The organism is Cryobacterium sp. TMT2-42-4, from assembly GCF_004402645.1.
Taxonomy (GTDB): domain Bacteria; phylum Actinomycetota; class Actinomycetes; order Actinomycetales; family Microbacteriaceae; genus Cryobacterium; species Cryobacterium sandaracinum.
The window spans coordinates 44,723-67,556 of the sequence record NZ_SOFT01000042.1 but is presented as its reverse complement, the minus strand read 5'-3'; the positions used below and the strand labels follow the sequence as shown (position 1 = coordinate 67,556).

Sequence of the window (22,834 nt, the reverse complement as noted above, 5' to 3'; positions counted from 1 at the left end):
ACGTTTAGACGCCGTACAGACTGGAGATCCACCACCAATGAGGCTCGTAATGACCCTGATGGTCCGAGACGAAGCGGACATAATCGGGCCGATGTTGTCGCACCACCTCGACCAAGGCATCGACAAAATTATCGTCACCGATAACGGCTCCGTCGACGGAACCTTGGAGATCCTGCGCGGCTTCTCGGACCGTGGCCTGATCGACCTGCGCGAAGACCCGGTCCACCGCAAACAACAGCATTCCGTGGTCACGGCCATGGCTCGTGACGCCTTCCTGCTGTACGGGGCGGATTGGGTGCTGAATGCCGACGCGGACGAATTCTGGATGCCCGTGGACCGTTCCTCATCGCTCCGCGAGGCGCTCGAGCTCCACCCGAAAAGCCTGCAGAGCTTTGTCGTGCCCGTCGTGGACATGATCGGGCCTCCCGCTGCGATTGGATCCGGTCTGCAGCGGTTGGTCTACCGGGACCTCCGGACCAACGCCGCCCTGAACAAGATCGGCCTGCACGCCCATTCCACCCCGGACACGGTTCACATCGGCGTGCCTGACGTCGAGATCGCCCAGGGGAATCACTTCGTCAATCTCGCGGGAAGCGGCGTAGAGCCCGCGAATGCTCTGATCGAGGTCCTGCACTTTCCCTGGCGTTCCTGGCACCAGTTCGAACGCAAGGTCCGCAGCGCCGGGCTTGGCTATGAGAACAACCCCGACCTAAATCCGAGCCCGAATCACCACGGGATGCAGGAGTACCGGCGCTACAAACTCGGCAGCCTTCAGCCGTTCTATGTACTGCGGCACCCGACGTCGGAAGAATTTGCGGTGGGACTGGACAACGGAACCTTCGTGCCCGAGGACACGGTGGCCGGCAGCCTGGAATCCCCCGTTCCCGACGTTGCCCTCGACCCCGATCTGCTGGCCGCCGCGCGGCGGCTGGGACCGGTGATCGCTGCCACGGAAACCGAATTTAAGCGGATGCTCGCCGCAGAGAAGGAAGAGACACGGTCCTTCGCGACCGCTTACCATGAGACCGCGGTGCATGCCCGCACTCTGGCGGAGAAGCTGAGCGCCCTGGGCGAGGAGCTGAGCGCCCTGGAGAGGACGTACCGTGTGAACGTCGCGCGCCTCGAAGCCGAGCTGGTGGAACTCCGTCAAAGACGCGCCGTTCGCTGGGTCGAACGCGTCACCGCGCTTCGCCGACCCCGCTCGCGGTAACGTCGTCGTTACCGACGGCTGAATGCAGCCCGGTCGACAAGGTCGGCGGGGTCACCGGGCGTGTTCCAGGACCGCCGCCCTGTCGGTTTGGAAGCGCACCTGGAACGGAGCCGCACCGGTGCCGTCGGCAACCCACCGGGCCAGGATCGACTGCTCCTCGGCACGGTCGATGTCGTCGAGGATGACCCAGGCGTCCGGTGTTAGCCGGTCCGTGAGGAGGGGCAGCGCGGGGTACCGTATTTCCGCACCCAGGTGCGCGGGTGGGCCGTCGACGAACAGCAGTGACACCGGTCCGATGTCGGCCAGCGCCTCGGAGGGGAACCACAACCGGGAGCGCGCCTCGAAAGGCTGCAGGACCAGGTCGTGCACCCGGATCTCCACCCACCCGTCGAGCCCGAGTTCTTCCAGTTTCAGCCGGGTTGAGTCGGCGTAGTTCTGGTCGTGTTCGAGGGAGATGAGGCGCCCCTCGCCGCGCTTCTTTAGCGCGAGCGCGATCCACGCCGTCGACGTGCCGCTGCCGCACTCCACCACCGTGTCGATGCGCGGCGCAGCCATAATTCGCGAGACGAGGACCAGGAGCGTTTCCGGTGTTGCCGCCCAGCCGCCGGGGGCCGGCATACTCCCCGTGACCGGAAGGAGGGCGTGGAGCGACAGCAGGGCCGAGACATCTCTCTGGATGTCCCGCCGCAGCATGTCCAGCGGCTCACCAGGTGCGTACGACAGCCCGGTCGGCGGCACGACCTGCGTGGGTGCCGGCGCCTGCACTGGCGTGGGCAAGGATTCCCGCATCAGCTGAAGGGCGTTGTGGCCGGACTTCGCCAGGACGACCGAGACGCCGGTGGAGACCAGGAGCAGTGCGCCCAGCAGCCACGCGGCATCCTCCCAGACCAGCGCCGCCACGACGCTCAGAGCGAGAACGACACCAATGGCGCCCGCACACAGTAGAAGAGTTCGTCTGCCCAGCGCCGGCCATGTTGTCATACCTCTAGGAGTACCACACGACCGGCCTGCCGGACGTGCTTACTCGCCGAGCAGGCTCAGAAGGTAACGGCCGTAGCCGCTCTTGACCAAGGGCCCGGCGATCTTCGCCAGGTGCGCATCCGTGATCCAGCCGGCGCGCCAGGCGATTTCCTCGATGCAGCCGACCTTGAAGCCCTGGCGATCCTCAATCACGCGCACGTACTCGGACGCCTGCATCATCGACTCGAATGTCCCGGTGTCCAACCACGCCGTTCCCCGGTCGAGTACCTGCACGTGCAGGTTCCCCTGTTCGAGATAGCGCTCGTTGATGGTGCTGATTTCCAACTCACCGCGGGCGCTGGGCTCAATGGTCTTGGCGATGGCCACGACGGAATTGTCGTAGAAGTAGAGGCCCGGAACAGCGTAATTGCTCTTAGGTTTCTCCGGCTTCTCTTCGATCGACAGGGCGGTAAAGTCATCGTCGAACTCGACCACGCCATACGACGTCGGGTTGCTGACGTGGTAGGCGAAGATGCGCGCACCCTGCAGGGCGTGGTTACCGCGGAGGGCGGAACCGAGGCCGGCCCCATGGAAGATGTTGTCGCCGAGCACGAGGGCGACGCTCTCGTCTCCGATGAAGTCTTCGCCGATGATGAAGGCCTGGGCCAGACCGTCAGGGGAGGGCTGAACGGCGTACTCGATGCTGACGCCGAGATCCGAACCGTCTCCGAGCAGGGCTCGAAACTGATCGTTGTACTCCGGCGTCGTGATGATCAAGATTTCGTTGATCCCGGCCATCATCAGCGTCGACAGGGGATAGTAAATCATCGGCTTGTCGTAGATGGGCATCAGCTGCTTGGAGATGCCCTTCGTGATCGGCCAAAGCCGAGAGCCCGAACCGCCGGCAAGGATGATTCCGCGCATTGTTACTTTCCTTCGTTCATGGAGGTGTAGAAGGCCCGGGCGTCGGCCCAGGTAGGCAGCAGGCCGCTGGCGGCGGCTTCGGTCAGGCTCGGGGCATCCGTATCCTTCGGGGACAGGAGCAGCTCGCCGGCCTCGGGCGGGAAGACCAGACCGATGTCCGTGTCGAGCGGGTTGATGCCGTGCTCGCGTCCCGGGTTGAAGGGCGCGGTGACGAGGTAGCTGACCGTGGCATTGTCGGTGAGTGCCACGAAGCAGTGGCCGAGGCCCTCGGCGATGTAGATCGCGCGACGGTCAGTGTCGTCGAGCAGAACGCTGTCCCACTGGCCGAAGGTCGGCGAGCCGACCCGGATGTCGATCACGTAGTCGAGCACGGCACCATGCGTCGCCGTGACATACTTCGCCTGGCTCGGCGGGATGTCGGCGAAGTGGATGCCGCGCACGGAACCGCGCTTGGACACGGACGTGTTGGCCTGGGCGATGTCGAGGCGGTGCCCGATCGTCTCCTCGAGGCGGTCGAAGCGGTACCACTCGAGGAAAACCCCCCGGTCGTCGCCGAACTGCTTCGGAGTGATTTCATAGGAATCGGGGATGGAGAGTTCGCGGATCTTCACCGGGGAAGTCTACCAAGCGCGTTCCAGTAGAATCGCGAGGGCACTTTCATCAAACGGAACGGTTACCTCCATATGAAGATCCTCGTCACCGGCGGAGCCGGTTTCATCGGCTCAAACTTTGTTCGGCGCACCCTCGAAGACGCCTACCCGGGCCTCGAAGGAGCCGAGGTCGTCGTGCTCGACGCCCTCACCTACTCGGGCAACCTCGAGAACCTGGCCCCCGTCGCCGGGTCCCCGCGTTACTCGTTCGTGCACGGCGACATCCGTGACGCCGCACTGCTCGACGAGCTCTTCCCTTCTCTCGACGCCGTGGTGCACTTCGCCGCCGAGTCCCACGTGGACCGCTCGGTGCGCGACGCGTCGATCTTCGTCGAGACGAACGTGCTCGGCACGCAGCAGCTGCTCGACGCGGCGCTCCGCCACAACCTGGCCCGGTTCGTGCACGTCTCCACCGACGAGGTCTACGGATCCATCGCCGAGGGATCGTGGAACGAGGAGCGCGCGCTCGAGCCGAACTCCCCCTACTCCGCGTCGAAGGCCGGCAGCGACCTGCTCGCGCGCAGCTACCACCGCACGCACGGTCTGAATATCTCGATCACGCGCTGCTCGAACAACTACGGGCCGTACCACTTCCCGGAGAAGGTCATCCCGCTGTTCGTCACCAACCTGATCGACGGCTTGCACGTTCCCCTTTATGGCGAGGGAAACAACATCCGTGACTGGCTGCACGTGGACGACCACACCCGCGCCATCGCGATGGTGCTCTCACGCGGCCGCGCCGGTGAGATCTACAACATCGGCGGCGGTACCGAGCTGACCAACAAGGAGCTCACGCAGATGCTGCTCGACTCCGCCGGCAAGGACTGGTCCTACGTCGACCGCGTCGCCGACCGCCTCGGCCACGACCTGCGCTACTCCGTGGATATCTCGAAGATCCAGGCCGAACTCGGCTACGCACCGCTGGTTCCGTTCGAGCAGGGGCTCGCGGACGTCGTGCAGTGGTACCGGGACAACCGCAGCTGGTGGGAACCCCTCAAGGCCCGTGCGGCATTGAGCTGATGACCCGCTATCTGATCACCGGCGCGGCCGGGATGCTCGGACGCGACCTGCAGGCCGCCCTCGCCGGCCGCGACGTCACGGCATACGACCGCACCGAGCTGGACATCACCGACCGAGCCGCGGTTCTGGCTCAGGTCATCGGCTACGACGTCATCATCAACGCCGCCGCCTACACGCAGGTAGACGACGCCGAGACGAATGAGGATGCCGCGTACGCGATCAACGCGACCGGCCCCCACAACCTGGCGCTGGCCGCATCCGCCACCGGGGCGAAGCTCGTGCAGATCTCGACCGACTACGTGTTCGACGGCAGCGCCACCGCGCCCTACGCGGAAAACACCGAGATCGACCCGATCTCCGCCTACGGTCGCACCAAGGCCGCCGGCGAGGCGTTCGTGCTGCAGGAACACCCGTCGGGCAGCTACATCGTGCGCACGGCCTGGCTCTACGGCCAACACGGCCCGAACTTCCCCAAGACCATGCTGAAGCTGGCTGCAGCCCGCGACACCCTCAGCGTCGTCGACGACCAGGTCGGTCAGCCAACCTGGACCGCCGACCTGGCCGCGCAGATCGTCGCCCTGCTCGATTCCGACGCCCCCGCCGGCATCTACCACGGCACCAGCTCCGGAGTGACGAGCTGGTTCGGCTTCGCCCGGGCCGTCTTCGCCACAGCCGGCCTTGACCCTGAACGGGTCACCCCGACCGACAGTTCGCAGTTCGTGCGCCCGGCCCCCCGTCCCACATATTCGGTGCTCGGCCACGATGCCTGGGCTGCCGCCGGGCTGTCCCCCATTCGCGACTGGCGCGAGGCTCTGGCCGCGGCGGCCGAGCAGGGGATCTTCGCGGACCGATGACCACACTGAGAGTCGTCCTGGACCAGATGATTGCACCGGTCCCGGGCGGCATCGGGCGTTACACCGAAGAACTGACCCGGGCCCTGATCGCGGCGGCGCCGGCCGGTTGCGACGTCGAAGGAATCGTGTCGTCGGCGTCGGCCGAGCACTACGCCAGGGTCGAGGCGTCCCTGCCGGGTCTGGCCAGTCTGCACAAGACCACGTTGCCGCGGCGCGAGCTCACGGCGGCCTGGCAACTGGGCATCGTTAACAGTTCCGGGTCGGGCATGATCCATGCCCCCTCCCTGCTGGCGCCCCTGCGCAAGCACAGCATCGTCAACGACGGCACCCAGGTGACCGTCACCATTCACGACGTGCTGGCCTGGACGCATCCGGAGGCGCTCACTCCGGCGACCGTCGCCTGGACGAAGGTCATGGTCAAACGCGCCCGCAAACACGCGGATGCGATCGTGGTGCCCAGCCACGCCGTGGCCCACCAGCTCGCGGACATCGTCGACCTCGGCGACCGCGTACGGGTGATCGGCGGCGGAATCGGCAGCGGCCTCCGCCTTCCGTCTAACTCCTCCGCGACGGAGATCATCGCGGAACGCCTGGCGTTGCCGAACGAGTACATCGTCACCGTCGGCACGCTCGAGCCGCGGAAGGCCATCACGGCGCTGATCACGGCCCTGGGCCTGCCGGGAGCGCCGGATCTCCCGCTGATCGTTCTGGGACCGGCCGCCTGGGGTGAGCTCGACATGGCATCCGTCGCCGACGAGGCCGGCCTCCCGTGGGGCCGGGTGCGCGCCCTGAACGGGCTGACCGACGAAGAGTTGGCCGTGGTCATCTCCCGGGCGGCCGTGTTCGTCTACCCCAGCCGGGAAGAAGGCTTCGCCGGGCCGATGATCCAGGCGTTCCACCTGGGCACCCCGGTCGTGCATTCGGACGCCCCGGCCCTGGTCGAGGCCGCCGGCGACGCGGGGCTGGTCGTCGAGCGTGAGAAGGCCTCCGGGTACCCCGAACGACTGGCTGCGGCCGTCACCCAGGTGCTGAGCGACACCACTCTTGCAAACCGGCTGCGCATCTTCGGTACCGATCGAGCCCAGGCCTTCACCTGGCGCGATTCCGCCGAGCGCATCTGGTTGCTGCACGCGGACCTGTAACAGCACCACCGATTCCGGGGCCGTTCGACCGACCCCAGACCCAACCGACCCTACGGGACCGGTTCCGCCGTGGGCGGCGGAACCAGGGCGGCTTCGATCAGGCTGCGGATGACGTCGTAGTCGGGATCCTCCGGGTCGATGTCGTTTTCCGGCACCAACTCGACGGACTGGATCGGCAGCGCCTTCGTCTTCGACGCCAGGTGCGTGAAATAGCCGAGCATGCTCTGAGGGATGTCGGTCTTCACGACCTGGCTGCCGGCCGATGCAACCGCCTGGAACTTCGTCAGCACGTTGGCGGGGCTCGCCTGCTGCAGGATCGCCTCCTGCACCTGCCGCTGCCGCACCATCCGGTCGTAGTCGCTCGTGTCATGGCGTGAGCGTGCGTACCAGAGGGCGTGGTACCCGTCCATGTGCTGCCTGCCGGGCTCGAACCAGAAGGCAACCTCGGTGAAGGTCTCGTCGGTGTGCACCGGGACACGGTGGTCGACGTTGATGTCGACTCCGCCGAGCGCGTCGACGAGGTCGGAGAATCCCTGCATGTCGATCAATACGTAATACTGGATTGTCAGCCCGGTCACGCCCTGGGCCGCGTCGCGCATGCCTTCGATGCCGGGTTCGCTGCCGCTGTCGACAGCATCCGGGTACATCTCCGGGCTCTTCACCTCCACCTCGGTGTAGATCGAGTTCAGCATGCACGCGGAGACCTCACAACCGTCGATCGACCCGTACCCTTCCGGGTACAGGTCGGCGAGTGGCCCCGCAGAGAACGGCACGTCCTCCAGGTTGCGCGGCAAGCCGATCATGCTGGCCTGGCCGGTCTCCGCATCGATGCTGACCACGGAGATGCTGTCGGGGCGTAGACCCTCACGGTCGGGGCCGGCGTCGCCGCCGAGCAGCAGGATGTTGTAGCGGCCGTCGGCGGGCGGCTCCGTCGGGCCTGCCACGAAGACCGACGAGAGGAACCCGCTGGCCGTCGTGGCCACGTAGGCGCCGTACCCGGCCGTGCCGACCACGCCCACCATCAGTACCGTCGCGAGCCCGGCGATGATCGGGCGGGCCTTGGGGGTGGCGCGCACGAGCCGCACGAGACGCAGGGTGTCCAGGGACAGGATCAGCCAGACCACACCGTAGAAGGCCAGCAGCAGGGCGGCCGCCCACAGGCCGATCGAGTTGGTGAACACGGTCAGAGCGACGGCAGGCCAGAGAGTGTAGACGACCCCCACGACCACCGCGAGGGCGAGCAGCGTGAGCGTCATGCCGAGGCCGAACCGGCCGAGCCGACGGTTGCCGGCCAGCACCTGCGCGGAGCCGGGCAGCACGAAGTTGAGCACGACGAGCCACCAGGCCCGTTTGGTCATGATCGGGGCGGACCCGAGATCCGGATGCCGGATCGGCGTGCGTGCACTGATCATAGTTTTGCTTGGAGGTCCAGGTTCTTCTGCTCGACTTGTGCGGCGAGCATCTCCCGATAGCCGAGCAGCTTGACCCGCAGGGAGTCGTCGGCGATGGCAAGGACCTTGACGGCGATCAGGCCCGCGTTGCGTGCTCCGCCGATGGAGACGGTGGCCACGGGCACCCCGGCCGGCATCTGCACGATCGACAGGAGCGAGTCCAGGCCGTCGAGCCGACCCAGCGGAACGGGCACGCCCACCACCGGCAGGGTGGTCACGGCCGCGAGCATGCCGGGCAGGTGAGCAGCCCCTCCGGCGCCGGCGATGATCACCCGGATGCCGCGCGCATGGGCGCTCTGGCCGTACGCGATCATCTTCTCCGGGGTGCGGTGCGCGGAAACGACCTGCACCTCGAAGGGAACGTCGAAGTCGCGCAGGAGTTGCGCCGCGTCGCTCATCACCGGCCAGTCGGAATCGGAGCCCATCACGACGCCCACAAGCGGCGTCAGGGCGGTCTCGCGCGGAGCGGTCTCGAGCACAGGGTTGTCTGTCACGCAGTCGATCCTATTTGGTCAGTCCTGAAAAACTGCCGCTGCGGCCCGCGCCTGGTACGCGACGAGGTCCAAATCATCCCCGCCGACGGTCACATGGCCAACCTTGCGCCCCGGCCGGGGATCCTTGCCGTAGATGTGCACCTTGGCAGCCGGGTGGGCCTCGAACACGGCCGGGAAGCGCGCAGACAGGGTCCCCGACGCCGGTCCGCCGAGGATGTTGACCATGACCGTCCACGGGTCCCTGACGTCGGTCGCCCCGAGGGGAAGGTCGAGCACGGCGCGCAGGTGCTGCTCGAACTGGCTCGTCGTCGACCCCTCGATCGACCAGTGGCCGCTGTTGTGTGGGCGCATCGCCAACTCGTTGACCAGGATGCGTTCATCCGTCGTCTCGAACAGTTCGACGGCCAGCATGCCAGTGGCGCCGATGCCCTCGGCGATGCGCACGGCGATGTCGGCGGCGGCCCGGGCCAGCCTGCCCTCGGACTGGGGTGCGGGCGCGATGACCTCGGCGCAGACGCCGCCCTGCTGTACGGTCTCCACCACGGGCCAGAGTGCGATCTGGCCCGACGGTCGTCGCGCGACCAACTGTGCGAGCTCGCGACGGAACTCGACCAGCTCCTCCACCAGGAGGGCGCCGTCGTTGCCGTCTTCGGCGAGCGCGGCGAACCAGTCGTCGGCCTCGTGCTCGTGGGTGACCAGCCGAACGCCCTTGCCGTCGTAGCCGCCGCGGGCCGTCTTGACGACCGCCCGACCGTTGTGGGCGGCCAGGAACACACCCAGCTCGGCGGCGTTCTCGATCCGCGCCCAGTCGGGCACGGGCAGGCCCAGCTCGCTCAGGCGCTGACGCATCAACAGCTTGTCCTGGGCGAAGAGCAGCGCGTCGGGGCCCGGGTGCACGGCCACGCCCCTGGCCACGAGCTCGCGCAGGATCCCCTGCGGCACGTGCTCGTGGTCGAACGTAACGACGTCGACGGTGTCGGCGAAGGCCAGCACCACGTCTCGGTCGCGGTAGTCGCCCACCTGCACCGCGGCCAGGTCGGCCGACATGCCCTCGTTCTCGGCCAGAACCCGGATCCGGATGCCCAGGTTGACAGCCGCCGGAATCATCATCCTGGCCAACTGGCCGCCGCCGATAACGCCCACAGTCGTGTTCATCGCTCCACCAATTCCTTGGTACCGGTCATTCTCCGGTACGGGTTCTCTCAGGCTGCAGGCTGGACCTCGCCATAGACTCAGGTTCTCGACCTCTATCTTTGCCCATCATCCGGAGGGATGCATGCCGAGTACACAGCGCCGATCAGCACGGCTTCTGGCTTTCGCCCACCAACTCGGCAAGTTCGGGGCTGTCGGCCTCGTCGGCTTCGTCGTGGACTTCACGGTCTTCAACCTGCTGCGCACCACGGTTTTCGACCCCACCGTGGTGGAGTCCGGACCGATCTACGCCAAAGTCGTGTCGACCACGCTGGCCATCCTCGTGAACTGGATCGGCAACCGCTTGTGGACCTTCGGGGCCAACCGGCAGTCGCGCACGCTGCGCGAGGCGGCCGAGTTCTTCGCGGTCAGTCTCGTCGGGATGGCCATCGGCCTCGCCTGCCTCTGGGTCAGCCGCTACGGGCTCGGCTATACCAGCCTGCTCGCCGACAACATCTCGTCGAACGTGATCGGGCTGGGCCTGGGCTCGGCCTTCCGTTTCGTGCTCTACCGGCACTGGGTTTTCTCCCCGCGGCGCACGGCGAGGGCCGCGTCGGAGCGGGCGCTGGTTGCCTAGCGGGAGCCCCAGTGCGCGGTCTCGTCGGCGAGTGCTGACTGTTCCTGGCGGCGCAAGCCCATCAAGGTATGCGAGGACTCCATCAGGTCGTGCAACACCTGTTGCACCAGGGCGGCGTTAGGCACGTCTTTCAAGACGAGCGGATGCTCCAGCCCGGCGTTGATCAGAACGTCACCCGAGTGGGCCAGCGACTGCAGCCAGTTCTGGCGCACCGTCACGTCGTAGCCGCGGCTGTGCAGCAATTCCTGGCGGGTGCGCACGAAGAATCCGTGGCGGAAGATGATGCGCCGGGTGGTGATCGTGTAGCGGTTGTTCAGCCACGACGCCAGCGGCAGCAGCCAGAGCAGCAGCACGAGGGCGGCCGCGGCTGCCAGCAGTGCGATATTCTGCCACGGCTCCGGCAGGGAACCGTAGAAGTACCCGGTCGCCGCGGAAATGGCCAGCAGCGCCAGGGTGGGCCAGAACAGAACTCGGGCGTGCGGCCGGAGCCCGGCCACGACCGACTCGGCCGGGGGAAGCGCCTCGGCCGCCCCGAAGCCCGCTGTCTTTGTCATAACCTATTAATACCGCAGGTGGGTGACATCCCCGGCGGCGACAGCCTGCAGTTCACCGTTCGCCTGGTCCTCGACGATGAGCCGGCCGCTTCGGTCGAGAGCAATCGCGGTGCCGACCAGGTCGGTGCTACCGGGAAGTTCCACCCGCACGACCCCACCGAGTGTGCCGCACACTTCGGTCACCGCGTGCAGCAGCCCGCTTTGGACCGGGTCGCCCTCCGCGTCGAGGAATGCCCGGGTGAGCTGCCGCAGTTCGGTGAGGTAGCGGGCGAGCACGGCATCCGGGTCGGGGGCCGAACCGGTCACCAGCAGCAGCGACGTCGAGGTGAGCGTGGGCAGATCGTGCTCGTCGAGGGACACGTTCAGGCCGGCGCCGATAACCAGCCCCTGCGCGTCGGGCAGCAGCTCCGAGAGGATGCCCGACACCTTGTAGCCGTCGATCAGCACGTCGTTGGGCCATTTCAGGGTGACCTCGTGCCGGGGCGCCTCCTCGCCGGCATCGTCCACCCGGGCTGCCAGGCTCGCCTCGACGACCGCGCGCACGGCCCGGGTCATCGCGACTCCAGCGAGCAGGGGAAACCAGCCGAAATGGCCGATCGGGAGCGGGGCGGCCGAGGCCCTCGGGCGGAGTAGCACCGAGATGGCCAGCGACTTTCCGGTGGGGGCGAGCCAGGTGCGACCCAATCGGCCGCGACCGCGAGTCTGGGTGTCGGTGACGACCGTCGACAGGTCGGGCCAGGCTGCGGCATCCTCGCCCGCAGCGTGGGCGACGAGCACGTCGTTCGTCGACCCGGTCTCGGGCAGGTACTCGAAACGCGGCACGACCTCGCGGCTGAGCGGAAACTCCATCTGGTTCTCTCTCCCTGTGGCTAACTCCTGTAATTCTGGCGAATACGGGCGCAAATGGCACAATTTCCGGCCCGAATCCGCCAATCCTCAGGAGTTGGCCACAGGAAGGCAGACGCACCCGACCAGCAAACCGGCCGGTTTTTGTAGACAATCGTCAACGATCGGGAGCAGGGGCTGGCCGGTAGAGTGAACCGCGTGACTGAGAACTCGCCCCTTGCGGGCCCCGACCTGTACACGACGGCTGGAAAGCTCGCCGACCTCAAGCTGCGCTATCACGAAGCCGTGACCGCCAGCGGCGAGGCCGCGATCGAGAAACAGCACGCCAAAGGCAAGATGACCGCGCGGGAACGCATCGACCTGCTGCTCGACCAGGGCTCCTTCGTCGAGATCGACGAGTTCGTGCGACACCGCACGCACGCATTCGGCATGGAGAAGAAGCGGCCCTACGGCGACGCGGTCGTCACGGGCACCGGCACCATCCACGGCCGCCAGGTCTGCGTCTACTCGCAGGACTTCACCATCTTCGGCGGCTCGCTCGGCGAGGTTGCCGGCGAGAAGATCATCAAGGTGATGGATCTCGCCCTCAAGACCGGTGTGCCCATCATCGGCATCCTCGACTCCGGCGGAGCGCGCATCCAGGAGGGCGTCGTCGCCCTCGGCAAGTACGGCGAGATCTTTCGCCGGAACACGGCCGCGTCCGGCGTCATCCCGCAGATCTCGATCATCTGCGGCCCCGCCGCCGGCGGCGCCGTCTACTCCCCTGCCCTGACCGACTTCGTGATCATGGTCGACAAGACCAGCCAGATGTTCGTCACCGGTCCCGACGTGATCAAGACCGTCACCGGTGAAGACGTCGGCATGGAAGAGCTCGGCGGCGCGCTCACGCACAACACGATCTCCGGTGTGGCGCACTACCTGGCCAGCGACGAGCCCGACGCCCTCGACTACGCCCGCACCCTGCTCAGCTTCCTGCCGGACAACAACCTGGCCGACCTGCCCGTCTTCGACAGCGACATCGAGCTCGAGACGACGGATGGCGACCGGGGCCTGAACACGATCATCCCCGATTCCGCGCACCAGCCTTACGACGTGAAGACCGTGATCGAGCACATCGTCGACCACGGCGACTTCCTCGAGACGCAGCCGTTGTTCGCCCCGAACATCGTCGTCGGCTTCGCCCGCGTCGAGGGACGCTCGATCGGCATCGTCGCCAACCAGCCCAACGCCATGGCCGGCACGCTCAACATTCCGGCCGGCGAGAAGGCCGCCCGGTTCGTGCGTTTCTGCGACGCGTTCTCGATTCCGATCCTCACCCTGGTCGACGTGCCGGGCTTCCTTCCCGGCACCGACCAGGAGTGGACCGGAATCATCCGCCGCGGCGCCAAGCTGCTCTACGCCTACGCGGAGGCGACCGTGCCTCTGGTCACCGTCATCCTGCGCAAGGCCTACGGCGGCGCGTACATCGTGATGGGCTCCAAGCAGCTCGGCGCGGACATCAACCTGGCCTGGCCGACCGCGGAGATCGCCGTGATGGGCGGCCAAGGCGCCGTGAACATCCTGTACCGTGCCGAGATCAAGAAGGCCGAAGCAGCCGAGGAGGATGTTGCCGCCGTGCGCACCCGGCTGGCCAACGAGTACACCTACAACGTGGCGAGTCCCTTCCTGGCGGCCGAGCGCGGCGAACTGGACGGCATCATCGAGCCGGCCACGACCCGCGTCGCGGTGACCAAGGCCCTGCGCGCCCTGCGCACCAAGCGAGCGAGTCTGCCGCCCAAGAAGCACGGAAACATTCCGCTGTAGGCGGGTGCTATGACCGATTCATCGAATGTTGCGAATGACCCGAGCTCCCCGAGCTCTTCGAGCTCAACCGAGGAGACCGAGGAGACCGAGGAGACCGAGGAGACCGAGGAGACCGAGGTTCCCCCGGTGCCCGGGCTGCGTTTCCTGACCCGCGGCGTCTCCCCCACAGAGGCGGCCGCCGTGTCGGCCGTTCTGCACGGCCTCGTGCGCGAGGAGAGCGACAACCTGCGCCAAGCACCCGTGCGCGGCCAGAGCGCCTGGCAACGCAGCCAGCGCAGTGTCCGGGTGGCTCTGACCCCCGGCGCAGGCCGCTGGCGCGGATTCTCGGCCTGAACCTTCGGTTCCCAGCCGTCGGGGGCTCCCGGTCCCCCTAAATGCCGACTTTTTTTACCGAACCGGTTAGACCAGTGTTGTTATTGCTCGGTGATGCTCTCTAGAGTTCACAACTAAAGCCCGTCGACTAGGGTAAGCAGTCGGGTTTTGGGGGCGCGTCAGGGTGACATTCGGGTTGTCGCCCTGGCACGAAAGTCGAAAGGGATCAACCACGGTTGGTCCCTTTCGCATTTGCCGGCGTGACCCCGGCGTGGCAATGGCGTTGCCCGGGTGTAACCTCGCGTGCCGACCAGCTAGCCCGGGCTGGAGGACGTCAGGACCGGGTCGCGCGGGATCTCCAGCCACAGGTGCACCTCAGGCTCCGGTGACTCCTGGCCGAGGGCGCTCAGCTTCGCGTCTGCGCTGCTGAGACCCACCACGGTGACCGCGGTCGCGGACCCGTCGCCGGCGGTCCGGGCGATGATCGTGTCCGCCAGGGTGGAGTCGATCGCGGCCGCCAGAGTGTTGAGCACCGATTCCAGCTCCGCGCCGCGGATGTCGTCGATACTGCCCTCGTCGAGCAGGGTGACGATGGCGCCGCGGCGACGGGCGGCCATGACCGCGTCACGCACGGCGTCATTGAGCAGCTTCCGTCCGCGGATCTCGTCCCGCACTGCCGCCTCCAGGTAGCGAGACTCCTGACGCTGCTCGTCGTTCAGCATCCCGCCCTGGTCGATGATCCGGCGCAGCATCGGTGCCGCGAGCCGGATGGTCTGGGCGAGCCGCACCTGGCGCTCGTAGAGGTGCGCGTCCTGGGCGGCCTGCCACTCGGTGGCCTCCTGCTCGGCCAGGGCGTACTGCCGGGCGTCGCGACCCGCCTTGGCCAGCGCCCGCACCAGGATGACCGCGACCGCGACCCAGACCACACTGCCGATGACGCCCATGGAGCCCAGGGCCGCCGGGCCGGCCCAGAAAATCGTGTGCACGACCAGCGCCGCGGCGCCGACCCAGGCCAGGCCCGAGCGCCGGCGGGTGGCGGTAATGGTCATCAGGGTGCCCACGGCCGCGACATACCAGGTGGCGTAGCCGTTGTCGACGGAGCCGTCGAGCTGGCTCCCCACGAGCAGCGGCAGCATCGCACAGACAGCGACGTTGAAGAACGCCAGCCACACCGGCATCCGCATCGGGCTGGTCGGCCAGAGGCTGAGCACGGTCGCCACACCGTAGACGAGCAGCGCCAGGATCGTCGGCACCGGGCTGCGCGGCTGGCCCAGCGAGTAGAAGCCGAGCACGACGTGGTAGGCGGAGAACATTGCGGCCAGGGAGAGCACGAGTCCGCGCGGAACGGTGATCACTCGGGACCTCCTTCCGGGGCCGGCGGCCATTCGATGGTGATCGTCGTTCCGCGGCCCATCCCGGCGCGTACGCGCACGGATCCGCCGGCGCTGGCCACCCGGTCCTGGATCGAGATGCGCAGTCCGAGCCGTTCCGCCGGCACAAGCTGGGGGTCGAAGCCCACGCCGGTGTCGGCGATCGTGATCGTGCAGCCCCCGCGAGCGTTCCCGCTCATCGTGAGGGCACGGTCGGGCTCGAAGCTCGGCGTGCCGGCATGCTGGGCGCTGTTCACCATGGCTTGCACGCTCGCGGCGAGGATCGCCTCGCTCGCGTGGACCGGGAGGCGCAACCCGTCGATCTCGCACTCGTCGACGGTGAACGGCACCGGCAGCCGGTCGGCGGCGGCCCGGATCTGCGCGCTGAGCTCGCTGAAGGCAACCGTACTGTCGTCACCGGCAGGCACGATGGCGGCGTCGTTGAGCCGGGTGAGGGCATCAGAGGCCATGCCGGCGGCCAGCTCGGCCGCCTTCGGGCTGCCGGCCGCGGCCGCGGCGAGGAACGTGGCCAGCACGCTGTCGTGCACGATCGAGTCGACCTGCACGCGCTCGACCTCCGTCGCGTGCTGCCTCACGGCGTTCCCATACTGGTGCAGCGCGTTGGTCTGCGCGTTGTCGACCGCGAGGGCCGTCTGCCGCAGCATGAAGATGATGATCAGGATGACCTGGCCGAGGATTATCGCGTAGACCGTGTCCAGGGACGACAGTAGAACATCGGCGTTACCGCCGGACGGTGTCGACCGCACCACGCCGTAGACGATCGGCACGACCACCGTGTAGATGACGGCCGAGAACACCGGGAAGGCCAGAGCGGCGCAGGCCGTTGCGATGGTGCATATGTACCAGAGCCACGGTTTGCCGTCGAGCACGGCCGCGGGGTCACGCATCAGCATGGGCCAGGCCAGCAGCGCCGCCAGATAGAGCATCGCCACGGTTCCGGCGGATGCCCGCACCCCGACCTTGGTCACGGCGGCCACCACGACCGCCGCCAGCGACAGACCGAGCAGCAGCGGCGCGAGCAGACCCATCACCGGCACCCGCACCGGGGCCTGCGCGAGCATGATCGGCATCGCCTGGAGGGCGAAGACCACGCCGACGCCGGCGACGGAACGCGAGGCCACGACTTCGATCCGGGTGCGGCTGATCGGGTTGCGCGGCTGTTTGGGCCCCACGATCGGGTCGGAATCGAGCAGCTCGGCAGCCGAGTGCGCCGCGGTGGAGCCCAGAGGGCCGGAGCCCGCTGGCTTACCCGCGGGCATCTCCGCCATCCGGGTCGAGGCCCGGAAGGATTCCGTCTTCGACGGCGCGCCGGAGCAGGTCCACTTTGGTGGGTGCCGGACGGCCGACCTCCACGTATTTCACCCGAATCCGGTCGAGGTACTCACGGGCGGTCGAGTGAGCGATGCCAAGCTGCATCGCCACCATTTTCAGCGGGAGCCCCGACGCATAGAGGTGCAGCACGTCACGTTCGCGCCGCCCGAGCTGGGCCTTGGCGAAGTCGCGGTCGGCGTCGATGGCCGTGGCCCACTCGAGGTTGTTGAGAACGTCACCGCGGGCCACGGATGCGACGGCCGCCATGACCGTGGTGGTGGGGGACGATTTGGGGATGACGCCGGCCGCGCCCGCGGCAAGCGCCTCGCGCACCAGGGCGACCCGATCGGCGATGCTGTGCACGAGGACCGACGCGCCCGTGCTCTGGGCACGGTGCACATTGTCGGTGACGCGGGATCCATCGCCCAGCGACAGATCCAACACGATGACGTCCACGGCGCGGCCGTCGATGCCGTCCACGAGTTCCTGCACGGTGGGCGCGGTGAAGACGACCTCGTAGCCGACGTTCTCACAGGCCGCCTTGATGCCCAGGCGCACCGACTCGTGATCGTCGGCGATGCCCACCCGCACGGGATGGCCGAGTTCGAGGGCGCCGGGAATCCCCGGGGCCGAGGGGAGAGGTGTTGCTGGCTGGTTCACGGTTCCTACGTCCTCACGTTGTCGTACAGGTCAACGATAGCTACCGGGACAGGAGCGCGACGGCTTCGACATGGTGGGTATTGGGGAACAGGTCGAAGGCACGCAGCCGGCGCAGGGTGTACCCGTGTCCGGCGAGGAGGGCGATGTCGCGGGCCAGGGCGACGGGGTCACAGGCCACGTAGACGATCTGGGCCGGTTCCACGGCGCCGAGCAGGTCGATGACCTCCTTGCCGGCACCGGAGCGTGGCGGGTCGAGAATCACCGTGGCGGCCGACTGGCGAGCCTTCTCGGCGGCGCTCGAATCGCGCACGAGCGCGTTCAGGAACCGGTCGACGCGGGAGGTCTGCACGCTGGCCCCCACCCATTCGGCGAGGTTCTCGGCCGCGAAGTCCGTGGCCTGCGGGTCACTCTCGACGCTGGTCATGCGCACCGTGCTGCCGAACCGGTCTCCCACGGCGGCGGCGAGCAGGCCGACCCCGCCGTAGAGGTCCAGGTTCGCGGCCCGGGGGTCGAAGGCGTCCGCGTCGATGGTGTCCTGCACCGCGCGGTAGAGGGTTTCGGCGGCGCTGGTGTGCACCTGCCAGAACCCAGCGGCGTCGAGGCGGAACTCACGCTCGCCCACTACCTCGCGGATCAACGTTTTCGGGGTGTGCCGGCGTCGGCCTTTGTCGTCCTGCTCCGCCACCAGGATCTGCACGGTGCCCAGGCTCGGGGCGACGATGTCGACGGATGCGGCGCCGGGGAACATTTTGTCCAGCGGCGCGGCCGCCTCGAGCAGGCGGTCGGCCAGTGGCAGGTCACCGACCGGGATCACCCGGTGCGAGCGGGCGGCATAGGGGCCGACAGAGCCGTCCTCGTCCACGTGCAGGCGCACGCGGGTGCGCCAGCCGGTGCCGTCGGCGGCGTCGCCGGGCGAGGCGTTGGGGCCGACCGGGACCGGCTCGACCGTGACCTCGGACTCGATGCCGGCCATCCGTTTCAAGGCGTCGGCCAAAACCTGGCGCTTCAGCTCGCGCTGGAAACCGAGCTCGATGTGGCCGAACTCGGCGCCGCCGGCGCGGTCGACGGGGTCGCGGTCGAGGGCGGCGGCGGCCCAGATGTGCGGCTGACGCTCCGGTGCCGGGGTGAGCACTTCGACGGTCTCCGCCCGCCAGAAGCTTTTGTGGCTGGCCGAGGTCAGCCGGGCGCGCACGCGCTCCCCCGGCAGTGTGTCACTCACGAAGACCACGCGGCCCTCATTTCTCGCGATGAAGATGCCGCCGTGGGCTACGTTGGTGACGTCGAGTTCGAGTTCCGCGCCCACTTCTGCGGAGTGCCCGTTCGAATCTGCCTGAATGTCATTGCTGGTGCCCATCCTTCGATGATCCCACACCGCTTGCACCCCCATCGAAGGAAACCCATGCGCTTGTACCTGGCGTCCACGTCTCCGGCCCGGCTGATGCTGCTGCGCACCGCGGGGATCGAACCCGTCACGGTCGCGCCCGACGTCGACGAGGACCTGGTCGCCGCCGACGCGGCCCGGTTGGGCGGTGGACCACTGACTCCCCACCGGGTCGTGGAGTTGCTGGCGCGGGCCAAGGCGGAGGCCGTGTCCCGCGTGTTGACCGACAGCGGCGACATCACCGACGGCCTCGTGCTCGGCGGCGACTCGGTCTTCGTGATCGACGACGTCATCTACGGCAAGCCGCACACCGCCGCGAAGGCGCGCGAACGCTGGCACCTGCAGCGCGGCCGTACCGGGCAGCTGTATTCGGGCCATTGGCTGATCGACCACTCGGCCGGCGTGGCCGGGCGCGGTGTCGGCGCCGTCGCCGTCGCGGACGTCACCTTCGCCGACGACATCGGGGATGCGGAGCTGGACGCCTATATTGCCACCGGCGAGCCTCTGCTCGTGGCCGGGGCCTTCACCATCGACAGCCTCGGGGCGCCGTTCATCACCCACATCAGCGGGGATCCGTCCACCGTCGTCGGGCTCTCGCTGCCGACGCTACGCCGGCTGGTGACCGGTCTCGGACACGCGTGGCCGAGCCTGTGGAACCGCACCGACGACTGACAGATTGCCGGTTTTCGAGGCTGTTTGTAGGCATCCGCACCTTTCTCCGGCCTCTTTTTGTGGGAGAGAACCAAAAACCCGGTCGCTCTGCCCCATAAGCTAAGGCACTGTGCCCCCAATAACGAAGGTCCTCATCGCAAACCGGGGCGAAATCGCCGTCCGGGTGATCCGAGCCGCAAAAGACAGCGGCATTGCCTCGGTTGCCGTCTACGCTGACCAGGATCGCGACTCGATGCATTCGCATCTGGCCGACGAGGCCTACGGTCTCGACGGAACCACGAGCGCCGACACCTACCTCGTCATCGAGAAGCTGCTCTCTGTCGCCCGACGGTCCGGCGCCGATGCCGTGCACCCCGGCTACGGGTTCCTCGCCGAGAACGCCGACTTCGCCCGCGCCGTGATCGGGGCCGGCCTGATTTGGATCGGCCCCTCCCCCGACGCCATTGAGAAGCTCGGCGACAAGGTCTCCGCACGGCACGTCGCCGAGAAGGTGCATGCGCCGATGGCGCCCGGCACCCTCAACCCGGTGGCGGATGCCGCGGAGGTGCTCGATTTCGTCGACCTCCACGGCCTGCCGGTCGCGATCAAGGCGGCCTTCGGCGGCGGCGGCCGCGGCCTCAAGGTCGCCCGCACCCGCGAGGAGGTGCCCGAGCTCTTCGACTCCGCCACCCGCGAGGCCATTGCCGCGTTCGGCCGTGGCGAATGCTTCGTCGAAAAGTACCTGGACAAGCCGCGCCACGTCGAGACCCAGTGCCTCGCCGACGCATCCGGCACGGTCGTCGTCGTCTCCACCCGCGACTGTTCCCTGCAACGCCGCCACCAGAAGCTGGTCGAGGAAGCCCCCGCGCCGTTCCTGACCGACGCGCAGCGTAACGAGATGTATCGCGCGTCCAAGGCGATCCTCGCCGAGGTCGGCTACGTGGGCGCCGGCACCTGCGAGTTCCTGATCGGCCAGGACGGCACCGTCTCGTTCCTGGAGGTCAACACCCGGCTGCAGGTCGAGCATCCCGTGTCCGAGGAAGTGACCGGAATCGATCTGGTGCGCGAGCAGTTCCGCCTGGCCGAGGGCGGTCGTCTCGACTACCCCGACCCGGAGCCGATCGGACACTCCTTCGAGTTCCGCATCAACGGCGAGGATGCCGGCCGCGGCTTCATGCCGGCCCCCGGCCCGGTGCACGTCTTCAAGCCCTCCGGGGGTCCCGGGGTGCGCGTGGACAGCGGCGTCACCGCCGGCGACGTCATCTCGGGTTCGTTCGACTCTCTTCTCGCCAAGCTCATCGTCACCGGCGCCACCCGCGAGGAAGCGCTCGAGCGTTCCCGCCGGGCCCTGGACGAGTTCGAGGTCGCGGGCCTCCCCACGGTGCTGCCGTTCCACCGCCGGATCGTGCGCGACCCCGCGTTCGCTCCCGCCAACGGTGCGCCGTTCTCGATCTTCACCCGGTGGATCGAGACCGAGTTCGTCAACGACATCGAGCCGTGGAACGGCTCGCCGGAAGTGCTGACCGGCCCCGCTAAGCGCCACAACGTCGTCGTCGAGGTGGAGGGGCGACGGATCGAGGTCAGTCTGCCGGTGCGCCTGCTGCCCGGCGCCGCCTCCGAGAACACGGCCGGCCCGGCACCCCGTCGGCGCGGCGGCTCCCCGTCCGTCAGCTCGGCCACCGGCGACGCCGTACACGCCCCGATGCAGGCGACCATCGTGAAGCTGGCCGTGGCCGAGGGTGACCTCGTCGTCAAGGGCGATCTGCTGCTGGTGCTGGAGGCCATGAAGATGGAGCAACCACTGACCGCCCACAAGGACGGCATCGTCGGCAACGTGGGGGCGATCATCGGCGCGACCGTGGCCTCCGGCTTCCTGCTGATGGCCGTCATGGACGCCGTGGAAGCAGTGGACGCCTGACCCGCGTCACCGGCTGACACGTCAACGCCCCCGTTCCCTGAACGAGGGCGTTGGCTTTTCTTCGTTTGTGGTGTCCCTCGAAGGCGTCAGAGCACGATGTGCATGGCGCGGGCGGCATCCGTGATCGAATGCGTCAGCGACGGGTAGACCGGGAACGCTCGTGCGACCTCGTCGACGGTGAGCCGGTGCTCCACGGCCAAAGCGAGCGGGAAGATCAGTTCGCTGGCCTTGGGGGCCACGATCACGCCGCCGATGACGGTGCCGGTGGTGGTGGTGGCGAACAGCTTCACGAAGCCGTCCTTGATGCCCATCATCTTGGCCCGAGGGTTCGAAGCGAGCGGGAGCTTATAGATGCTGCCGCGGGTGAGGCCGTCCTCGATCTGCTTCTGGGTCCAGCCGACCGTGGCGATCTCCGGCTGCGTGAAGATGTTGGCCGCGACGTTTCGAATCTCGATCGGGTTGACCGCGTCGCCCATGGCGTGGAACACGGCCGTGCGGCCCATCATCGAGGCGACGGATGCCAGCGGCAGCTCGGTCGTGCAGTCCCCGGCCGCGTAGATGTTCGGCATCGACGTGCGCGCGACCCGGTTGACCCGGATGTGACCGGAGTCGGTGAGCTGCACGTCGGCTTCCTCGAGGCCGAGGCCCTTCGTGTTCGGCACGGACCCGACCGCGATCAGGCAGTGGCTACCCTCGACGGTTCGGCCGTCGGCCATCGTGGCCAGCACTCCGCCCACCGTGCGCACGACGGACTCGGCGCGGGACGTGCTGAGCACGACCATGCCGTTGCGCTTGAATACGTTCTCGACCACGTTCGCGGCGTCGGCGTCCTCACCGGGCAGCACGCGGTCCCGGCTGGAAATCAGGGTGACCTTGGCACCGAGGGCGCAGTAGGCGGAGGCGAATTCGGCCCCGGTCACCCCGGAGCCCACGACGATGAGGTGTTCGGGTACGGCCCGCAGGTTGTAGAGCTGCGTCCAGGTGAGGATGCGCTCGCCGTCGGGGAGCGCGGTGGGCAGGATGCGCGGGGTTGCCCCGACGGAGACGACGATCGTGTCGGCCTCGATCCGGTCGAAGTCCGTGCCGGAGCCGTCTTCGGCCGTGGACACGATCACGCCGCTGGTGCCGTCCAGTCGGCCGTGGCCGTGCACCAGGTTGACCCCGGCGCGCATCAGGGTGGACTTCATGTCTTCGGACTGCTGCCGGGCCAGGGCCAGGAGCCGCTTGTTGACCGCGGCGAGGTTGATGGCCACCTCGGGGCGGGCCGGCTTGCCCTTTTCGCCACGCACGAACAGCTGCACGCCGAGCTCGGTCGCGTCGTGGATCGAGTTGGTGGCCTCGGCCGTCGCGATGAGAGACTTGGACGGGACGACATCCGTGATCACGGCCGAGCCGCCGATGCCGACACGCTCGATCAGGGTGACCTCGGCGCCCTGCTGAGCGCCGGCCAGGGCGGCCTCATACCCGCCGGGACCTCCGCCGAGGATAGCGATGCGCTGCTTGCGTTCGAAGTCGTAGGCCATGCTCATATTCT

General features: G+C 67.8%; 22 protein-coding genes. 9 read left to right on the top strand and 13 right to left on the bottom strand.

The genetic code is table 11. The annotated features are described in order from the left end of the window. Positions 1-49 precede the first annotated feature (49 nt). Entirely contained in the window at positions 50-1,210 is a 1,161-nt protein-coding gene (locus E3O18_RS14300; protein WP_134418389.1) for a glycosyltransferase family 2 protein, read from the top strand. Between the two features lie 51 nt (positions 1,211-1,261). On the opposite strand, the gene E3O18_RS14295 is transcribed toward E3O18_RS14300, so the two are convergent. The 3 genes from E3O18_RS14295 to rfbC are packed head-to-tail and all read right to left on the bottom strand — an operon-like array spanning position 1,262 to position 3,705. Continuing rightward, positions 1,262-2,191, bottom strand: coding sequence for a class I SAM-dependent methyltransferase (locus tag E3O18_RS14295; protein ID WP_134418382.1), 930 nt, complete (start codon positions 2,189-2,191; stop codon positions 1,262-1,264). Positions 2,192-2,230: 39 nt separating this feature from the next. After that, entirely contained in the window at positions 2,231-3,094 is an 864-nt protein-coding gene (rfbA, locus tag E3O18_RS14290) for a glucose-1-phosphate thymidylyltransferase RfbA (protein ID WP_134418381.1), read from the bottom strand. Between the two features lie 2 nt (positions 3,095-3,096). Next, positions 3,097-3,705 (bottom strand): dTDP-4-dehydrorhamnose 3,5-epimerase, encoded by a 609-nt coding sequence (gene rfbC / locus E3O18_RS14285; protein ID WP_134418380.1) that lies wholly within the window; start codon positions 3,703-3,705, stop codon positions 3,097-3,099. A 72-nt stretch (positions 3,706-3,777) separates the two neighbouring features. On the opposite strand from rfbC, the gene rfbB reads away from it, so the two are divergent. The 3 genes from rfbB to E3O18_RS14270 are packed head-to-tail and all read left to right on the top strand — an operon-like array spanning position 3,778 to position 6,760. Continuing rightward, positions 3,778-4,764 (top strand): dTDP-glucose 4,6-dehydratase, encoded by a 987-nt coding sequence (gene rfbB, locus E3O18_RS14280; protein WP_134395245.1) that lies wholly within the window; start codon positions 3,778-3,780, stop codon positions 4,762-4,764. Continuing rightward, positions 4,764-5,618 carry a dTDP-4-dehydrorhamnose reductase gene (gene rfbD, locus E3O18_RS14275; RefSeq protein WP_134418379.1) on the top strand — a complete coding sequence of 285 codons (855 nt, stop codon included), beginning with the start codon at positions 4,764-4,766 and terminating at the stop codon, positions 5,616-5,618. Before rfbB ends, rfbD begins: the two co-directional genes overlap by 1 nt. Beyond that, positions 5,615-6,760 carry a glycosyltransferase family 1 protein gene (locus E3O18_RS14270; protein WP_134418378.1) on the top strand — a complete coding sequence of 382 codons (1,146 nt, stop codon included), beginning with the start codon at positions 5,615-5,617 and terminating at the stop codon, positions 6,758-6,760. The genes rfbD and E3O18_RS14270 overlap by 4 nt, the downstream gene beginning before the upstream one ends. A gap of 50 nt (positions 6,761-6,810) precedes the next feature. On the opposite strand, the gene E3O18_RS14265 is transcribed toward E3O18_RS14270, so the two are convergent. From E3O18_RS14265 to E3O18_RS14255, 3 genes are all read right to left on the bottom strand, one after another. Next, positions 6,811-8,169, bottom strand: a complete 1,359-nt coding sequence (locus tag E3O18_RS14265) for an LCP family protein (protein WP_134395285.1) — start codon at positions 8,167-8,169, stop codon at positions 6,811-6,813. Continuing rightward, positions 8,169-8,636, bottom strand: a complete 468-nt coding sequence (gene purE, locus E3O18_RS14260) for a 5-(carboxyamino)imidazole ribonucleotide mutase (protein ID WP_104100370.1) — start codon at positions 8,634-8,636, stop codon at positions 8,169-8,171. Before purE ends, E3O18_RS14265 begins: the two co-directional genes overlap by 1 nt. A gap of 87 nt (positions 8,637-8,723) precedes the next feature. Beyond that, positions 8,724-9,860 (bottom strand): 5-(carboxyamino)imidazole ribonucleotide synthase, encoded by a 1,137-nt coding sequence (locus E3O18_RS14255; protein ID WP_134395248.1) that lies wholly within the window; start codon positions 9,858-9,860, stop codon positions 8,724-8,726. 121 nt (positions 9,861-9,981) lie between these two features. Between E3O18_RS14255 and E3O18_RS14250 the strand changes: the two genes are divergently transcribed. Next, positions 9,982-10,473 carry a GtrA family protein gene (locus E3O18_RS14250; RefSeq protein WP_134395249.1) on the top strand — a complete coding sequence of 164 codons (492 nt, stop codon included), beginning with the start codon at positions 9,982-9,984 and terminating at the stop codon, positions 10,471-10,473. On the opposite strand, the gene E3O18_RS14245 is transcribed toward E3O18_RS14250, so the two are convergent. Both E3O18_RS14245 and E3O18_RS14240 read right to left on the bottom strand, forming a co-directional pair. Beyond that, entirely contained in the window at positions 10,470-11,027 is a 558-nt protein-coding gene (locus tag E3O18_RS14245) for a PH domain-containing protein (protein ID WP_241976566.1), read from the bottom strand. The two genes, E3O18_RS14250 and E3O18_RS14245, sit on opposite strands and share 4 nt — an antisense overlap. 6 nt (positions 11,028-11,033) lie before the next feature. Next, positions 11,034-11,876, bottom strand: coding sequence for a biotin--[acetyl-CoA-carboxylase] ligase (locus tag E3O18_RS14240; RefSeq protein ID WP_134395250.1), 843 nt, complete (start codon positions 11,874-11,876; stop codon positions 11,034-11,036). Between the two features lie 195 nt (positions 11,877-12,071). Here E3O18_RS14240 and E3O18_RS14235 point away from each other — a divergent pair, with 195 nt between their 5' ends. Together E3O18_RS14235 and E3O18_RS16660 are read left to right on the top strand one after the other, a co-directional pair. After that, positions 12,072-13,676: an acyl-CoA carboxylase subunit beta gene (locus E3O18_RS14235; protein WP_134395251.1), complete on the top strand. Its 1,605-nt coding sequence runs from the start codon at positions 12,072-12,074 to the stop codon at positions 13,674-13,676. Between the two features lie 9 nt (positions 13,677-13,685). Beyond that, positions 13,686-14,009, top strand: a complete 324-nt coding sequence (locus E3O18_RS16660; protein WP_241976567.1) for a hypothetical protein — start codon at positions 13,686-13,688, stop codon at positions 14,007-14,009. A gap of 293 nt (positions 14,010-14,302) precedes the next feature. Here the strand turns inward: E3O18_RS16660 and E3O18_RS14225 are convergent, their stop codons facing one another. The 4 genes from E3O18_RS14225 to E3O18_RS14210 form a co-directional block, all read right to left on the bottom strand. Continuing rightward, entirely contained in the window at positions 14,303-15,343 is a 1,041-nt protein-coding gene (locus E3O18_RS14225; RefSeq protein ID WP_134395253.1) for a hypothetical protein, read from the bottom strand. Continuing rightward, entirely contained in the window at positions 15,340-16,638 is a 1,299-nt protein-coding gene (locus E3O18_RS14220; RefSeq protein WP_134418377.1) for an ATP-binding protein, read from the bottom strand. The genes E3O18_RS14225 and E3O18_RS14220 overlap by 4 nt, the downstream gene beginning before the upstream one ends. After that, positions 16,625-17,311 carry a response regulator transcription factor gene (locus E3O18_RS14215; protein WP_104171437.1) on the bottom strand — a complete coding sequence of 229 codons (687 nt, stop codon included), beginning with the start codon at positions 17,309-17,311 and terminating at the stop codon, positions 16,625-16,627. Before E3O18_RS14215 ends, E3O18_RS14220 begins: the two co-directional genes overlap by 14 nt. Positions 17,312-17,390: 79 nt before the next feature. After that, positions 17,391-18,704, bottom strand: a complete 1,314-nt coding sequence (locus tag E3O18_RS14210; protein ID WP_134395255.1) for a TRAM domain-containing protein — start codon at positions 18,702-18,704, stop codon at positions 17,391-17,393. A gap of 45 nt (positions 18,705-18,749) precedes the next feature. Between E3O18_RS14210 and E3O18_RS14205 the strand changes: the two genes are divergently transcribed. Further along, a complete protein-coding gene (locus tag E3O18_RS14205) occupies positions 18,750-19,403 on the top strand; it encodes a Maf family protein (RefSeq protein ID WP_134398840.1) in 654 nt (217 codons plus the stop codon). Positions 19,404-19,512: 109 nt separating this feature from the next. Further along, complete coding sequence (locus E3O18_RS14200) at positions 19,513-21,300, top strand: biotin carboxylase N-terminal domain-containing protein (RefSeq protein ID WP_134395257.1); 1,788 nt, start codon at positions 19,513-19,515, stop codon at positions 21,298-21,300. A gap of 86 nt (positions 21,301-21,386) precedes the next feature. On the opposite strand, the gene E3O18_RS14195 is transcribed toward E3O18_RS14200, so the two are convergent. Beyond that, positions 21,387-22,823: an NAD(P)H-quinone dehydrogenase gene (locus E3O18_RS14195; protein ID WP_134395258.1), complete on the bottom strand. Its 1,437-nt coding sequence runs from the start codon at positions 22,821-22,823 to the stop codon at positions 21,387-21,389. Between the last annotated feature and the right edge of the window lie 11 nt (positions 22,824-22,834).

Coding starts and splice junctions, on each gene's coding strand:
- E3O18_RS14195 (WP_134395258.1), bottom strand. CDS start 22,823: ATGGCCTACGACTTCGAACGCAAGCAGCGCATCGCTATCCTCGGCGGA.
- E3O18_RS16660 (WP_241976567.1), top strand. CDS start 13,686: ATGACCGATTCATCGAATGTTGCGAATGACCCGAGCTCCCCGAGCTCT.
- E3O18_RS14210 (WP_134395255.1), bottom strand. CDS start 18,704: ATGGGCACCAGCAATGACATTCAGGCAGATTCGAACGGGCACTCCGCA.
- E3O18_RS14300 (WP_134418389.1), top strand. CDS start 50: ATGACCCTGATGGTCCGAGACGAAGCGGACATAATCGGGCCGATGTTG.
- rfbB (WP_134395245.1), top strand. CDS start 3,778: ATGAAGATCCTCGTCACCGGCGGAGCCGGTTTCATCGGCTCAAACTTT.
- E3O18_RS14255 (WP_134395248.1), bottom strand. CDS start 9,860: ATGAACACGACTGTGGGCGTTATCGGCGGCGGCCAGTTGGCCAGGATG.
- E3O18_RS14220 (WP_134418377.1), bottom strand. CDS start 16,638: ATGCCCGCGGGTAAGCCAGCGGGCTCCGGCCCTCTGGGCTCCACCGCG.
- E3O18_RS14240 (WP_134395250.1), bottom strand. CDS start 11,876: ATGGAGTTTCCGCTCAGCCGCGAGGTCGTGCCGCGTTTCGAGTACCTG.
- rfbA (WP_134418381.1), bottom strand. CDS start 3,094: ATGCGCGGAATCATCCTTGCCGGCGGTTCGGGCTCTCGGCTTTGGCCG.
- purE (WP_104100370.1), bottom strand. CDS start 8,636: ATGGGCTCCGATTCCGACTGGCCGGTGATGAGCGACGCGGCGCAACTC.
- E3O18_RS14245 (WP_241976566.1), bottom strand. CDS start 11,027: ATGACAAAGACAGCGGGCTTCGGGGCGGCCGAGGCGCTTCCCCCGGCC.
- E3O18_RS14270 (WP_134418378.1), top strand. CDS start 5,615: ATGACCACACTGAGAGTCGTCCTGGACCAGATGATTGCACCGGTCCCG.
- E3O18_RS14205 (WP_134398840.1), top strand. CDS start 18,750: ATGCGCTTGTACCTGGCGTCCACGTCTCCGGCCCGGCTGATGCTGCTG.
- rfbD (WP_134418379.1), top strand. CDS start 4,764: ATGACCCGCTATCTGATCACCGGCGCGGCCGGGATGCTCGGACGCGAC.
- E3O18_RS14295 (WP_134418382.1), bottom strand. CDS start 2,191: ATGACAACATGGCCGGCGCTGGGCAGACGAACTCTTCTACTGTGTGCG.
- E3O18_RS14250 (WP_134395249.1), top strand. CDS start 9,982: ATGCCGAGTACACAGCGCCGATCAGCACGGCTTCTGGCTTTCGCCCAC.